Origin of the sequence: Crossiella sp. S99.2 (genome assembly GCF_023094165.1) — a bacterium.
Classification (GTDB): domain Bacteria; phylum Actinomycetota; class Actinomycetes; order Mycobacteriales; family Pseudonocardiaceae; genus Crossiella.
The window spans coordinates 501,993-517,305 of the sequence record NZ_JALMDK010000006.1 but is presented as its reverse complement, the minus strand read 5'-3'; the positions used below and the strand labels follow the sequence as shown (position 1 = coordinate 517,305).

The 15,313-nt window shown below is 72.1% G+C and carries 8 protein-coding genes; 6 read left to right on the top strand and 2 right to left on the bottom strand.

What is annotated here, in order from left to right:
* Positions 1 to 2 precede the first annotated feature (2 nt).
* Together MZC64_RS25535 and MZC64_RS25530 are read right to left on the bottom strand one after the other, a co-directional pair.
* Positions 3 to 947 carry an ATP-binding cassette domain-containing protein gene (locus MZC64_RS25535; RefSeq protein WP_247759155.1) on the bottom strand — a complete coding sequence of 315 codons (945 nt, stop codon included), beginning with the start codon at positions 945 to 947 and terminating at the stop codon, positions 3 to 5.
* Positions 948 to 978: 31 nt separating this feature from the next.
* On the bottom strand, positions 979 to 1,605 hold the full coding sequence (locus MZC64_RS25530) for a TetR/AcrR family transcriptional regulator (RefSeq protein WP_247759156.1): 627 nt from the start codon (positions 1,603 to 1,605) through the stop codon (positions 979 to 981).
* A gap of 207 nt (positions 1,606 to 1,812) precedes the next feature.
* Between MZC64_RS25530 and MZC64_RS48010 the strand changes: the two genes are divergently transcribed.
* From MZC64_RS48010 to MZC64_RS25500, 6 genes are all read left to right on the top strand, one after another.
* Entirely contained in the window at positions 1,813 to 2,574 is a 762-nt protein-coding gene (locus MZC64_RS48010; RefSeq protein WP_282105814.1) for a single-stranded DNA-binding protein, read from the top strand.
* Between the two features lie 183 nt (positions 2,575 to 2,757).
* Complete coding sequence (gene ettA, locus MZC64_RS25520) at positions 2,758 to 4,434, top strand: energy-dependent translational throttle protein EttA (protein WP_247759157.1); 1,677 nt, start codon at positions 2,758 to 2,760, stop codon at positions 4,432 to 4,434.
* Positions 4,435 to 4,446: 12 nt separating this feature from the next.
* Positions 4,447 to 9,054, top strand: coding sequence for a GGDEF domain-containing protein (locus MZC64_RS25515; RefSeq protein ID WP_247759158.1), 4,608 nt, complete (start codon positions 4,447 to 4,449; stop codon positions 9,052 to 9,054).
* Between the two features lie 275 nt (positions 9,055 to 9,329).
* Positions 9,330 to 14,252 (top strand): NAD-glutamate dehydrogenase, encoded by a 4,923-nt coding sequence (locus tag MZC64_RS25510; RefSeq protein WP_247759899.1) that lies wholly within the window; start codon positions 9,330 to 9,332, stop codon positions 14,250 to 14,252.
* Positions 14,252 to 14,683 carry a thioesterase family protein gene (locus MZC64_RS25505; RefSeq protein WP_247759159.1) on the top strand — a complete coding sequence of 144 codons (432 nt, stop codon included), beginning with the start codon at positions 14,252 to 14,254 and terminating at the stop codon, positions 14,681 to 14,683. Before MZC64_RS25510 ends, MZC64_RS25505 begins: the two co-directional genes overlap by 1 nt.
* Complete coding sequence (locus MZC64_RS25500; RefSeq protein ID WP_247759900.1) at positions 14,676 to 15,311, top strand: hypothetical protein; 636 nt, start codon at positions 14,676 to 14,678, stop codon at positions 15,309 to 15,311. Before MZC64_RS25505 ends, MZC64_RS25500 begins: the two co-directional genes overlap by 8 nt.
* The last annotated feature ends 2 nt before the right edge of the window (positions 15,312 to 15,313 follow it).

Sequence of the window (15,313 nt, the reverse complement as noted above, 5' to 3'; positions counted from 1 at the left end):
TCTCAGGCCGCGCTCGGGGAGCTGTGGGTCAGGGCCAGGTAGACGTCGTCCAGGGTGGGTTCGGTCAGGGCGAGCCCGGCGGGTTCGATGCCGGCCTCATCCAGCGCGCGCACCACGGTGACCAGCTCCTTGGAGGCCAGCACCGGCACGCTGATCGAGTTGCGCTCCGGGTCGAAGGTGGGCAGCTTGCCGCCGCGGCGGATCGCTTCCACCGCGTGCCACGGGTCGGTGCCCGGTTCCAGCGACACCGCCACGGTGCGCTGTCCGACCTCCGCCTTGAGCTGGGCCGCGGTGCCCTGGGCGACCACCCGGCCCTTGCTCAGCACGGTGATCGAGTCGGCCAGCCGGTCGGCCTCGTCCAGGTACTGGGTGGTCAGCAGGATGGTGGTGCCGCCGGCGACCAGGCCCTCGACCACCTCCCACATGCCGACCCGGCTGGAGGGGTCCAGGCCGGTGGTGGGCTCGTCCAGGAACACCATCCGCGGCTGCCCGACCAGGCTGGAGGCCAGGTCCAGCCGGCGCCGCATGCCGCCGGAGTAGGTCTTGACCGCCCGCCCGGCCGCGTCGGCCAGGTCGAAGGTCTCCATCAGCTCCGCCGCCCGCTGCCGGGCCGCGCGCCGGCCGGCGCCGAGCAGCCTGGCGATGAGCACCAGGTTCTCGGTGCCGGTCAGGTCCTCGTCGACCGAGGCGAACTGCCCGGTCAAGCCGATCCGGCGGCGTACCTCGGTGGGCTGGGCGACCACGTCGTACCCGGCCACGCTGGCCGTGCCGGAGCTGGGCGGGAACATCGTGCTGAGGATGTTCACCAGCGTCGTCTTGCCCGCCCCGTTGTGCCCGAGCAGGCCGAGCACGGTGCCCTGCGGCACCTCGACGCTGACCCGGTCGAGCGCGGTGACCTTGCCGAAGGTCTTACTGACCTCCGAGGCCCTGATCATCAGTTCGGTCATCGGTGAAGTTCCTCCCCCAAGAGGTGTGTGATCAGTGGGTGAGCGCGCCGTGCAGGAAGAAACCGACGATGTCGTCGATCTCGGCCTGATCGAGCTGCTGAGGCGTCCGGCCCAGGCCGCTGGAGACGACCAGGCCGAACAGGAACCGGACTGCCTGGTCGGTCGGCACCCGCAGCCGGGCGCCGTCCGCGCCGAGCAGCTCGGCCACCGCGGTGAGCACCGGCCGCAGGTGCGCCAGATCCTCGGTCTGCTTGGTCTGCGCGCGGTGTTTGGCCTCGTCGAGCCGGTAACCGGTGGTGGCCAGCGCACTGAGCACCGAGCCCATCCGGAAGAAGTAGGCGTCCATGGTCCCGACGGCCGCGGCGAGCCGGTCGGTCAGCGGCCCCGCCTGCGGGATCGCGGTGAGCTGATCGACCAGCTCGTCCACCCGCAGCGCGGCCTCCACACAGGCGTTGATCAGCTCGGTCTTGTCCGCGAAGGCCCGGAACACGGTGCCCTCGGCGATGCCGGCCGCCTTGGCGATCTGGCTGGTGGTGACGTTGAGCCCATGCGTGGCCAGCAGCGGCAACGTGCTCCGGATGATCTCCGTCCGCCGCTGCTCCGGACTCATCGCGGGCGCCCGCCGCCGCCGTAGGGCCCCCGTCTCGTCAACCACCATGCCCCCACATTATGAGTGAGTCCTCACTCAGTCAACTCGTTACCACTCCCCACCGACATTCCCCGCCCCGCACCACCCCCAAGATCGCCACTGCTCCACAACCCACCACCTGTCCACAGCCCCCACCGTCCCGCCTTTCCCCACCCCCCATCCCCCACAAGACTCGACCCCAACACCCCCCACACCCCCACCCCCAGGGAGCCCCACATGTTCGAGACCCCCATCACCGTCATCGGCCGCATCGCCAGCGAGATCCGCGTCCGGCACACCCCCGCCAACGCCCGCGTGGCCGGCTTCCGCCTGCTCAGCCGCTCCCGCCGCTACGACAAGGAACGCCAGGAGTGGACCAACGGCGATTCGGTGTCGCTGTGGGTGAACTGCTGGGACCACGTGGCCTACGGCGTCACCGCCAGCCTGCGCCGCGGCGACCAGGTCCTGGTGCACGGCTCGATGAGCACCCGGGAGTACGACGCCAGCGACGGCACCCGCCGCACCGCCACCGAGGTGCGCGCCGAGGCCATCGGCCCCAACCTCCGCCACTGCACCGCCGACGTGCTCCGCTCACCCCTGTACGACCAGCCCGGCCACGCGGCCCCCGCCGACTTCACCGCCACCGACTTCGCCCCCGCCGACCCCGCTCCCACCGACCCGCCCACCGACCCGCCCGCCGACCCCGCCCCGGCCTACTCCACTCCCGCCCGCTCCACGCCCGCCGACCCCACGCCCGCCTACTCCGCGCCCGCCGACTCCCCGACCGCCCCCGCGGTCCTGACCGCCCTGCCCACCCCGCGCCCGGCCCCGGCCCACCCACACACCCCCGCCGCCACCCCGGCCCGCGGTCCCAGCGAGGCCGTCCGCAACGCCGCGGTCGCCGGCCGGATCGCTCTCGGCCTCCCGCTGGACGGCCCCCTCGAAGACGTCCTCGCCGAGCTGACCGACCCCGAACGGGAGGCCGTCCCCGCCGCCTGACCAGCCAGGAGCCCGCTGTCCCCGAATTGCGTCATGCGGTCGAAAACACGCGCCAAGCGGTGCCGAGTCCACCGAGAAGACGATCGTGGGTGGAGCCGTTCACCGAGAAGTCCGGACGCTCTCTGAGCGGATCCGCCCGACCGCAGTACGTGGCCCCCTGGGCACCGCTCTACGATCGCGGCCATGGCCGAGTTCATTTACACCATGAGGAAGGTCCGCAAGGCGCACGGGGACAAGGTGATCCTCGATGACGTCTCGACGGCCTTCTATCCGGGCGCGAAGATCGGCGTCGTCGGTCCCAACGGGGCGGGCAAGTCGAGCGTGCTCAAGATCATGGCGGGCCTCGACCAGCCGAACAACGGTGACGCCCAGCTCGCTGAAGGCGCCACGGTCGGGATCCTGCTGCAGGAGCCGCCCCTCAACGAAGAGAAGACCGTCCTCGGCAACGTGGAGGAGGGTGTCGGCGAGATCATGGTGAAGCTGCACCGCTTCAACGCGATCGCCGAGCAGATGGCCACCGACTACTCCGACGAGCTGATGGAGGAGATGGGCAAGCTCCAGGAGGAGCTGGACCACGCCGACGCGTGGGACATCGGCTCCCAGCTGGAGCAGGCCATGGACGCGCTGCGCTGCCCGCCGGGTGACGCGGAGGTCACCCACCTCTCCGGTGGTGAGCGCCGCCGGGTCGCGCTGTGCAAGCTGCTGCTGTCCAAGCCCGATCTGCTGCTGCTCGACGAGCCCACCAACCACCTGGACGCGGAGAGCGTGCTGTGGCTGGAACAGCACCTGGCCAACTACCCGGGCGCCGTCCTGGCGGTCACCCACGATAGGTACTTCCTGGACAACGTGGCCCAGTGGATCATGGAGCTGGACCGCGGCCGCGCCATCGGTTACGAGGGCAACTACTCCTCCTACCTGGAGAAGAAGGCCGAGCGACTGGCCGTCCAGGGCAAGAAGGACGCGAAGCTGCACAAGCGGCTCAAGGACGAGCTGGACTGGGTCCGCTCCAACGCCAAGGCCCGGCAGACCAAGTCCCGGTCCCGGCTGAGCCGGTACGAGGAGATGGCCGCCGAGGCGGAGAAGACCAGGAAGCTGGACTTCGAGGAGATCCAGATCCCGCCGGGCCCGCGTCTGGGCAACGTGGTGGTCGAGGTCGAGAGCCTGAAGAAGGGCTTCGACGACCGCGTGCTCATCGACGGGCTGTCCTTCAGCCTGCCGAAGAACGGCATCGTCGGCGTGATCGGCCCGAACGGCGTCGGCAAGACCACGCTGTTCAAGACCATCGTCGGCCTTGAGCAGCCCGACGCCGGTGTGGTCAAGGTCGGCGAGACGGTGAAGCTGTCCTACGTCGACCAGAGCCGCGGGGGCATCGACCCGAACAAGAACGTCTGGGAGGTCGTCTCGGACGGCCTGGACTACATCAAGGTCGGCCACGTCGAGATGCCCTCGCGCGCCTACGTCGGCGCGTTCGGCTTCAAGGGCGCGGACCAGCAGAAGCCGGCGGGCGTGCTCTCCGGTGGTGAGCGCAACCGGCTGAACCTGGCGTTGACGCTCAAAGAGGGCGGCAACCTGATCCTGCTCGACGAGCCCACGAACGACCTGGACGTGGAGACCCTCAGCTCACTGGAGAACGCGCTTGAGCAGTTCCCCGGCTGCGCGGTGGTCATCTCGCACGATCGCTGGTTCCTGGACCGCGTGTGCACCCACATCCTGGCGTGGGAGGGCACCGACAAGGACGAGTCGAAGTGGTTCTGGTTCGAGGGCAACTTCGAGGGCTACGAGAAGAACAAGATCGACCGGCTCGGCCCGGACGCCGCGCGTCCGCACCGGGTCACACATCGCAAGCTCACACGAGGCTGAACGGGGAACTCCGTGGCGGCCTTGGGCGCAGAGCGGGCGAAGAACGGCAAGGCTGGGACACTCGTCGTCTCGGCCTGGCAACTTCGTTGGCGTGCGCCGGAGCTGAGCAGGCTGCTCAGCGAACGGGCCGCCGAACTGGCCGTCGCCGACGGTGACGAGCACACCCGCCTCCGGGCCGAGACGCTGACGCTGTTCGCGCTCAACCGTCTCGGCCAGGGGGTGGTCGTCGCCGAACGCGCGGTGGCCTCGCTCCGGGCCGCCGAGGCCATGGACGAGACCGAACTGGCCTGGCGGCTGCGGGTCGAGCTGGCCAACGCGGCCAGGGTGGTCGGCGCGCCACTGACCGGATTCGCCGTGCTCCGCCCCGTACTGGAGGCGGGCACGGCGCCCCGGAGCCTGCGCGCGGCGGCCATGGTCCAGCTGGTGGACTGCCTGGCCCACCTGGGCAGCGTGCCGGAGCTGGCCGAGGCACTGGCCGAGGCCGACCAGCTCTACGGCGAGGACCCGGACCTGGAGCCGGACGTCGTGCTGGTGCTGCGCGGCCTGCTGCACTCGGTGGCCTCGGCCCACCACCGCCGCTGGGGCGACCTGCCCGCCGCGGTGCACGCGGCCAGGGAAGGCCTGGCCCTGCTGGACCAGCTCGCCGACCCAGCCGCGGACAGCGGGCACGCCCGCGCCCGCCTGATCCTGCAACTGGTCTGCGCCCTGCTGGACTCCAACCGTCCCGGCGAGGCGCGCTCGGCCGCGCACGACCTGCTCGACCAGCCGGTCCGCGCCCCAGTGGCCTCCAGCGCCGGCTGGATCCGGCTGGCCCTGGCTACCCGGCACTACCTGCCCTCCGGTCAACCGGACACCGCGGCCGAACTCCTCGGCGCCACCGCCGACTCAGCCCAGCGGCACGGCCTGGAACCCCTGCTGGCCGAAAGCCTCACCGCGCTCTCGCACGTGCACGAGATGGGCGGCGACTACGCGGACGCGCTGTCCTGCCTGCGCACGGCCTACGCCGCCGAACGCCGTCGGCAGCGCGCCGTGCACCGGGTCCGGGTCGCCCTGATCGAACAGATCCCGGTGCCCCAGCTTCAGGGCGAGACAGCGGCGGGCCTGCGCGAACAGGTCACCGCGATGCTCCGCAGGGGCAGGGTCCGCCGCGACACGCCGCGCGGCGCGGTCCCCATGCTGCGCCGCACCGCCGCCGAGATCGACGACCTGACCGGCCTGCTCAACCAGAGCGGCTTCCGCCGCAGACTGGACGACGTGGTCAACGGCGGCGACCCGGGCCACGCCCTGGCCCTGGTCCTGTTCGACGTCGGCAAACTCGACGACACCGCCCCCCACCACGTCAGCGAACAGCTGCTGCGCACCGTGGCCGACCGCGTCCGCGACACCGCCCCCCAGCAGGCCGCGGTGGCCAGGGTCGGCGGCGAGGAACTCGCGGTCCTGCTCCCCGGCGCCACCCAGGACCAGGCCCAGCGCTGGGCCGAGCAGCTCCGCACCGAGGTGGCCGGCCTGTCCCCGGCCCTGCCCGTCACGGTCAACACCGGCGTCGCCCAGCACCGGCCGGGCACCCGCGCCGACGTCCTCATCACCGAGGCCGACCGCGCCCTGGCCAGGGCCAAACACGCCACCACCCCACCCCGCTTCCGCGCCACGGACCTCCCGCCCCCCACCGAATCCCGGGCCGCCCGCCGCGCGAACACCACCAACGCGGACACCCCGCACCCCACCTTCGCCACCCACCCCCCAACCCCCAGCGCCGGCTTCGCCCCGCCGAACCCCAGCCAGCACGCGACGCCACCCACCGAGTTCGACCCTCCGGCCCCCACTCCCCACCGTGCGACCGCGACCGGCGAGTTCACCGCGCCCCGGCCCCCCGACTTCGAGGCCCCGGCAACCCACGCCGCCGCCCAGCCCGCACCCAGCACCACCGCCAATCACCACTCAGCAGGCACCGGCGAGTTCGAGCTGCCCAGCACACCCCCCGGTAGCCGCACCACCGAGACTGGCGAGTTCGCAACACCAGGCGCGCCCCCCGGGAGCCGCACCACCGAAACCGGCGAGTTCGCAATGCCGAGCCCGCCCTCCGCTCGCCGCACCACGGAGACCGGCGAGTTCGCGACGCCGAACCCGAACCCCGGTCGCCGCCCCGGCGAGACCGGCGAACTCCCCGCGTCGAACCCGACCCCCAGCCGCCGCACCGCTGAGAACAGCGACTTCGCCGCGTCAAACGCAGCCCCCTCCCGCCGCGCCGCCGAGACCGGCGAGTTCGCGATGCCGAGTGCGACCCCCTCCCGTCGCGCCGCAGGGACTGGCGAGTTCGAGGTGCCAAGCGCGCCCTCCGGCCGTCGCACCACCGAAACCGGCGAGTTCGCCGCGCCGAACGCGACCCCCTCCCGCCGGGCCACCGAGACCGGCGAGTTCGAGGTGCCCACCCCCGCCACCCGACGCTCGGCCGAAGCCCCCGATTTCGAGCCCTCGAACGCGACCTCCGGCCACCACCCGGCCGGACCCGCCGAGTTCGACACTCCGAGCCCGGTCACCGGCTACCCGGCCCCCGGCCCCCGGCCGAGCGCGCCCACCGACTTCACCGCCACGAACCCCGCCACCGCCAACACCCCCCACACAACCGGCGCGTTCCCCGCCCCGCCCCACCCGGCAACCGAGCAGCCCTCCGCCGAGGCCACCAGCGGTCACACCCGCTCCGAAGCCACCGGCCGCCGCGCCGCGCCCGAGCACGAAGCCCGGTTCGCCGCCCTGCCGCCGTCCGAGCCGGCGCCGCTCGGGCAGTCCGAGCAGCCGTTGTTCTTCGAGGCGCCGACCGCGCCGCAGCCGATCATCACCGACCAGACGCCCCGGCCCCCGGAACTGGACGCGGCCTCGTTAACCGGGCTGCGGCCGGTTGTCGCGGAACCGGTCGCGCCGCCCGCGGACTTCGCGTCCGTGCGGGCGGCCACCGCTGACTACCAGGCCCAGCCCGCGGTCCCCGTCGAAGAGCCGGCGTCCGCACCCGAGCCCGAACCGGCGCCCGAGCCGGTGGCCGTCGAGCCCGAGCCGGTGGCCGTGGAGCCGCCGGTCGTCGAGGAACCGGCGCCCGCTCCGGGGCCGCGGGTCCGGCGCAGGTCCTCGCTGGCGGAGGCGTTGGACTTCGACTGGTCGCAGGCGTTGCGGGACACCGAATCCGACGGCGGTTACGAGCCCGCGCTGCCCCCGCCGCCCCGGCCCGCCGAAGCCCCGGACCCCCAGCCCGTCACGCACCACACCCCAGACCACGAGCCGGTCAAGCACCACGCCTCGGACCCTGGGCCGGTGGCGCACCACGCCCCGGAGCACGAGCCGGTTTCGCACCACGCCCCGGATCACGGGCCCGTCGCGCACGACGAGCCGGATCATCAGCCGTCGGCGCATCGGGATCTGGATCACCGGCCCGTCGTGCACCAGGAGCAGGATCACCGGCCAGTGGCGCACCACGAGTCGGACCACCGACCCGCGACCCACGACGAACTGGACCACCAGCCCGTCGTGCACCACGAGTTCGCGCAGCCGGAGGCCAGGCACCCGGATCTCGCGCCGCGCGAGTCCGCCCGGCCCGAGCCTGCTCAGCCCGAGGCCGCCCAGCCGCATCCGGACCTCGCCCCCCGGGACCTCGAACCCGCCCCGCAGCCCCCGGCCTGGACCGACCTCCAGCACGCCGACGCCCAGCACGCCGACGCCCAGCACACCGAGACTCACCCAAGCGACACCCACCACACCGACCAGCTCGAACGTCGCTCCCGCGGCGACGCCAAGCTCGCCGAACTGCTCGCCGAGGCCCTCGCCGCCTACGAGACCGGCCGCCGCGAGGACCCCGGGACCGACTACGCCGACCAGAGCCCCGCACCGGCGGACACCGAGCCCCCGGCAGCCGAGCACAGCCACGGCTTCACCGTCGACGGCGTACCGGCCCCCGGCTACCAGCCGGCCACCCCGGAGCCCGCGCATCCGGCGGAACCGGGCTACTCCGCGGACCCAGCCGGCTACCCCGCATACACCGAAAACTCCGCGGATCCCGTTGAATCCGGCTACGGCCACGACCCGGCGCCCCCGGCGGAACCCCGCTACGGCCACAGCTCGGCCGAGTCCGGCTACGACCAGGACACGGCGCACCCGGCCGAGCCCGGTTATGGCACCCCGCCCGGTCCGGCCGACTTCTCCTACGACCCGGTCGTGCCCGCTCGCCCCAGCAGCCCCGCCGACCCGGTCTACCCCCCTGCGGTCGTCGTCGAGCCGATGAACCCGGCCGATCTGCTCCGCAACGAGGTGACCTTCCACCGCGCCGAACCCCGGTCCGCCGAGGTCAGCGGCTTCCACCCACCCATCCAGCCCTCGGCGGGCGCGGAGGACGACGGCCCCTTCACTGGCCGTTGCGGCCCCCAGATCACCGGGGAACCCGATCCGTTCGCGGCGCCTGATCCGGATCCGTTCGGGTATGCCAGGGCCATGGACGCGACCGCGAACGCCTCGATGCTGCCCGAGCCGCCGCGGTATCCGGATGTCGAGGACCCGACCGAACCGCAGCCGCGGGTGGTCGATGTGCCGCGGGAGCAGGCCTGGACGCCGCCGAATCGGGATCCGTCCTTCGGGTGACCCGGACGGCACCAAAGTGACGCGATCTCAGTCACACCTCACCACCAGGTGGACGCTTGATCGTTTCGGTTACCGATTCCGTTGCTGGCCAGCGCCCTTTCCGAGACTCCCTGCCCCCACGGGAAGCGAACTGGAGTCGTAGGGTGAACCTGGTCCCGGCACACCGAGGTGCCGGGGAGCTGTGGAGCAAGCCGCACCTGAAACCGACCGGAGCACCGTTGGGCGCCGCACCGTCACGTACCGAGACCACTACCCCCGCTGACCCCACCCCCGAAGTGCAGGCCAGCCCCGAACAGGTCCGCGACGAGCTGCTGGCACGCGCAGCCGCGACCGCGCCGGAGATCGGCGACCTCATCCGGCTCTACTACCGCCACGCGCCCGCGGAGGAGGTCACCGACGACGAGCCCGCCGTGCTCGCCGGGACCGTCCGCTCGCACTACGAACTCGCCGCCGCCCGGGTGCCGGGCCGGCCCGCGATCCGGGTGCTCAACCCCAGCGCCGGGGCCGACGGCTGGAGCTGCCCGGCGACCGTGGTGCAGATCGTCACCGACGACATGCCCTACCTGGTCGACTCGGTGGCCGCCGAACTGTCCCGCGGTGGCGTGCAGGCCCAGCGGGTGGTGCACCCCATCGTCGTGGTGCGCCGGGACGTCGCCGGCGGGCTGCACGAGGTGCTCACCGACGCCGATCCGGCCAACCCGCCTGCCGAGGCGCTGGCCGAATCCTGGATGTACCTGGAAGTCGACCTCATCACCGACCCGGACCGGGCCCGTGAGCTGGAGCAGCGGCTGCTCTCGGTGCTCAACGACGTCCGCGAGGTCGTCGAGGACACCGACAAGATGAGCGGCACCGCCATCCAGCTCGCCGAGGAGCTGAGCAGCACCCCGCCGCCGCTGCCGGGCACCGAGGTCGCCGACGGCGCCGCGTTGCTGCGCTGGCTGGCCGACGGCCACTTCACCTTCCTCGGCTACCGGCACTACGAGCTGGTCCGGGACACCCCCGACGGCGACCCGGCCCTGCGCGCGGTGCTCGCCTCCGGTCTCGGTGTGCTGCGCCAGGACAGCCTGGCCGCGCGCAGCCTGACTGCGGGCCCCGACTCCGCGGCGCAGGCGCTGGCGCCCGAGCTGCTGGTGCTCACCCAGGCATCGGCGCCCTCCACCGTGCACCGCTCGGTCTACCCGTACTACGTGGGCGTGAAGACCTTCGGCGCGGACGGCCAGGTCACCGGTGAGCACCGCTTCCTCGGTGTGCTGACCACCATCGCGCTGCACGACAACGTGCTGGAGATCCCGGTCATCGAGAACCGGGTGCGCGAGGTCATCCGGCGCGCCGGGTTCCCGCTGGAGTCCTACTCCGGGCAGCGGATGCTGGAGGAGATCCAGAACTACCCGCGCACCGAGCTGTTCTCCATCGACACCGACGCGCTCTACGACACCGTCACCAAGGTGCTGGCGCTGGCCGAACGCCGCAAGCTGCGGCTGTTCCTGCGCCGGGATCCCTACCGCCGCTTCTACTCCTGCCTGGTCTACCTGCCGCGCGACCGCTACACCACGACCTCGCGGCTGGCCATGCAGGAGGTGCTGCTGGCCGAGCTGTCCGGCACCTCGCTGGAGTACAGCGCGCGGATCGGCGAGTCCCAGCTGGCCAGGGTGCACTTCATGGTGCACACCGACCCTGCGGTGGACTCGGTGCCGGACACCACCCGGATCCAGCAGCAGCTCACCGACGCGGTGCGCAGCTGGGACGACCTGATGGTGGACGCGGTGCTGGCCGAACGGCAGGCTCAGTTCGAGGCCACCGGAGCGGTGGTGCAGGCGGGCTCGGAGTCGGTCAACGAGCTGGGGCAGCGCTACTCGCTGGCCTTCCCGGAGGCCTACAAGGAGGACTTCTCCGCCGAGGAGGGCCTGGCCGACCTGCGCAGGCTGCAGGGCCTGCTGGATCAGGACGGGCAGTCCGCGCTCTCCTTCTACGTGCCCGAGCACGCCGAACCGGGCGAGCGCCGGTTCAAGCTGTACCTGTGCGGCCGCCGGGTCACCCTCTCCCAGGTGCTGCCGATGCTGCAGCGGATGGGCGTGGAGGTCGTCGACGAGCGGCCGTATGAGATCCGCCGCGAGGACGGCGCCCAGTGCTGGATCTTCGACTTCGGCCTGCGGCTGGAGCCCGCGGTGCTGGAGCGGATAGCCACCGAGGACCTGGACACCGTGCGCACCCGTTTCCAGGAGGCATTCGCCGCCGCCTGGCGCGGGCAGGCCGAGGTGGACGGCTTCAACCAGCTGGTGCTGCGCGCCGGGCTGACCTGGCGGCAGGCCGCGCTGCTGCGCGCCTACGCCAAGTTCCTGCGCCAGGCCCGCACCCCCTACAGCCAGGACTACATCGAGGACGCCGTCCTGGCGCACACCGAGGTGGCCACCGCGCTGGTCCGGCTGTTCGAGGCCCGGTTCGACCCGGCCGTCTCGGAGGAGACCAGGAAGGTGCAGACGGACAACCTGCGCACCGAACTGGCCGCCCGGATCGACGAGGTCACCAGCCTGGACGCGGACCGCATCCTGCGCAGCTACCTCACCCTGATCAACGCCACCCTGCGCACCAACTACTTCTGGCGGGACGCCGAGGGCCAGCCGCGCTCCTACGTGGCCTTCAAACTGGAGCCCAGGTCCATCCCGGACCTGCCCGAACCGCGGCCGCGGTTCGAGATCTTCGTGTACTCGCCCCGGGTCGAGGGCGTGCACCTGCGCTTCGGCCCGGTGGCCCGCGGCGGTCTGCGCTGGTCCGACCGGCGGGAGGACTTCCGCACCGAGATTCTGGGCCTGGTCAAGGCGCAGGCGGTGAAGAACGCGGTGATCGTGCCGGTCGGCGCCAAGGGCGGCTTCGTGGTCAAGCAGCCGCCCAAGCCCACCGGGGACGCCGGGCTGGACCGCGAGGCGTTCTGGGCCGAGGGCATCGCCTGCTACCGGATGTTCATCTCCGGCCTGCTCGACCTGACCGACAACCTGCAGGCGGGCCCGGACGGCAGCACCGTGATCCCGGCCGACCAGGTGGTGCGGCACGACGGCGACGACACCTACCTGGTGGTCGCCGCGGACAAGGGCACCGCGACCTTCTCCGACATCGCCAACGGCGTGGCCAAGGACTACGGCTTCTGGCTGGGCGACGCCTTCGCCTCCGGCGGTTCGGTCGGCTATGACCACAAGGCCATGGGCATCACCGCCCGCGGCGCCTGGGAGAGCGTGAAGCGGTACTTCCGCGAGCTGGGGCTGGACACCCAGACCGAGGAGTTCACCGTGGTCGGCGTCGGCGACATGTCCGGCGACGTCTTCGGCAACGGCATGCTGCTCTCCGAGCACATCCGGCTGGTGGCCGCCTTCGACCACCGGCACATCTTCCTGGACCCGGCCCCGGACGCGGCCAGTGGTTTCGCCGAGCGCAGCAGGCTGTTCGCGCTGCCCCGCTCCTCCTGGGACGACTACGACCGGGCCAAGATCAGCGAGGGCGGCGGGGTCTTCCCGCGCAGCGCCAAGTCGATCCCGGTCTCCCCACAGGTGGCCGCGGCGCTGGGCCTGCCGGAGGGCATCGCGAAGCTGTCCCCGGCCGAGCTGATGAAGGCCATCCTGCTCGCCCAGGTGGACCTGCTGTGGAACGGCGGCATCGGCACCTACGTCAAGGCCTCCACCGAATCGCACGCCGAGGTCGGCGACAAGGCCAACGACGCGCTGCGGGTGGACGGCAAGGCGTTGCGGGTCAAGGTGGTCGGCGAGGGCGGCAACCTGGGCCTGACCCAGCTCGGCCGGATCGAGTTCGCCCGCGCCGGCGGCAAGGTCAACACCGACGCGCTGGACAACTCCGCCGGGGTGGACTGCTCCGACCACGAGGTCAACATCAAGATCCTGCTGGACCGGCTGGTCGCCGACGGCAGGCTGGACGGCGCACAGCGGGACGAGCTGCTGGCCGAGATGACCGACGAGGTCGCCGAGCTGGTGCTGGCGGACAACTACCGGCAGAACGCGGTGCTCGGCATCAGCCGCGCGCACGCCGCGCCGATGTTGTCCGTGCACGCCCGCCTGGTCGCCGCCCTGGAGAAGCGCACCGGGCTGGACCGCACCCTGGAGGCGCTGCCCAGCCGCGAGCAGTTCAAGGCCCTGGAATCCAGCGGCCAGGGGCTGACCTCGCCGGAACTGGCCACGCTGCTGGCACACGTCAAGCTCGCGCTCAAGGACGAGGTGCTGGCCAGCGATCTGCCCGAGTCCGGCGCGTTCGCCCGGCGGCTGCCCGAGTACTTCCCGTCCGCGCTGCGGGAACGCTTCGGCGAGGCCATCCCGAGGCACCCGCTGCACCGGGAGATCACCACCACGCTGCTGGTCAACGAGGTCGTGGACGGCGGCGGCGTGTCCTTCGCCTTCCGGCTGACCGAGGAACTCAACGCCAGCGCCACCGACGCGGTGCGCGCCTTCGCCATCGTGACCAAGGTCTTCGACCTGCCCTCGCTGTGGCGGGCCATCGACGAGCTGGACAACGTGGTGCCCACCGCGGTGGCCGACGCGATGATCCTGGAGGCCAGGCGGCTGCTGGACCGGGCCTGCCGCTGGCTGCTGTCCAACCGGCCGCAGCCACTGGCGGTGGGCGCGGAGATCGCCCGCTTCCAGGACCTGATCGGCCAGGTCGGCCCGGACACCGTCGACCTGCTGCGCGGCCGGGAACGCGAACAGGTGGTCGAGCACGCGGAGAAGCTGGTCGCCGACGGCGTGCCGGTGGAGCTGGCCAGGCGGATCGCCTCGCTGCTGCACACCTACTGCCTGCTCGATGTCACCGAGGTGGCCGAGCTGGCCGAACGGGACAACGTGGTCGGCGAGCACAGCCAGCGGGAGGCCGCCGAGCTGTACTTCGCGATGTCCGAGCACCTGGACGTGGACCGGATGCTCACCTCGGTGAGCGCGCTGGAACGCGGCAACCGCTGGCACGCGCTGGCCCGGCTGGCCCTGCGGGACGACCTCTACGCCTCGCTGCGGGAGATCACCCTGGACGTGCTGCGCACCAGCGACGTGGACGACAGCGTCGAGGAGAAGATCGAGAAGTGGGAGCAGGCCAACGTCTCCAGGCTGACCCGCGCCCGCGCCGCGCTGCAGGAGATCAAGGAGGTCGGCAAGCTGGATCTGCCGACGCTGTCGGTGGTGGCTCGCCGGGTGCGCAGTATCGTCCGCTGATGCCCGTCTACATCACGCAGGTGCGGCCGCGCTGGGCCGACATGGACGTGTTCCACCATGTCAACCACGCCGCCGTGGTCACCCTGCTGGAGGAGGCCCGAGCCGGGCTGCTGTTCGTGCAGGCAGCGCGGCTCGGGTTCGCCGAGCTGTCCAACGGTCTGGTGCTCTCCCGGCTGGAGGTCGACTACAAGGGCCAGCTGCGCTACACCGGCGGCGAGGTCTACGCCGAGGTGAGCATCGAGAACCTGCGGCACGCCAGCTTCGTGGTGCGGCACACTCTGCACACGGGCGCGACGGTGCGGGACCCGGTCGCGGTGACGGCGCGGACCACGCTGGTCCCCTTCGACGTGTCCGCACAACGACCACGACGATTGAGTGGAGCCGAGCGGGAGTTCCTCGCCGGTTACCAGGTGGGGGAGAGTGTTGGCTGAGTTGCACGTGCCCGATCCGGTGGAGCGGGACGATCTCGGCGCGTTCGTGGCCAGGGCGGTACGACTGGACCAGCAGGTGGCGGTGCGGCTGAAGGAACGCGAGGGCGGGCTGCTGGACGCCTGGGCGGGCACCCCGTTCGACGTGCTGGCCACCCGGTCCATCCAGGGCTCGATCCAGCCCTCGGACGTCACGGTGACCGGCAGCGAGCTGCTCACCGCGCTGGCCGTGGTCGGCGGCGAACGGGTCGATCCCGGGCCGCCGAAGGACATGCTGTGGCGGTCCGCGCTGCCGCCTGCCATCGGCTGGCTGCACGTGGACCTGCTGCCGGTCGCGGTGATCAGCGAGCTGGCCGACCGGGGGGTGGAGCTGGCCAAGGAGAACACCGGCCCGACCGGCACCCCGCCCGCCTCGCTGCTGGACCAGACCGTGCTGACGGTCTCCGGCAGCGGGCTGGACGTGAAGGTGCCGCTGCGCGCGCTGTTCGCCTTGTCCGGCATGGGTTTCCTCACCGGCGGCCCGGCCGACGACGTGGTGAAGGTGACCGCGACGGACGCCTGGATGCGCATCGACGCCCGCTTCGGCGCGGTGGTCCGGCGCAGGCACGCCCTGCTGCCGCTGCTGGTCTGAGT

Coding starts and splice junctions, on each gene's coding strand:
- MZC64_RS25535 (WP_247759155.1), bottom strand. CDS start 947: ATGACCGAACTGATGATCAGGGCCTCGGAGGTCAGTAAGACCTTCGGC.
- MZC64_RS25530 (WP_247759156.1), bottom strand. CDS start 1,605: ATGGTGGTTGACGAGACGGGGGCCCTACGGCGGCGGCGGGCGCCCGCG.
- MZC64_RS48010 (WP_282105814.1), top strand. CDS start 1,813: ATGTTCGAGACCCCCATCACCGTCATCGGCCGCATCGCCAGCGAGATC.
- ettA (WP_247759157.1), top strand. CDS start 2,758: ATGGCCGAGTTCATTTACACCATGAGGAAGGTCCGCAAGGCGCACGGG.
- MZC64_RS25505 (WP_247759159.1), top strand. CDS start 14,252: ATGCCCGTCTACATCACGCAGGTGCGGCCGCGCTGGGCCGACATGGAC.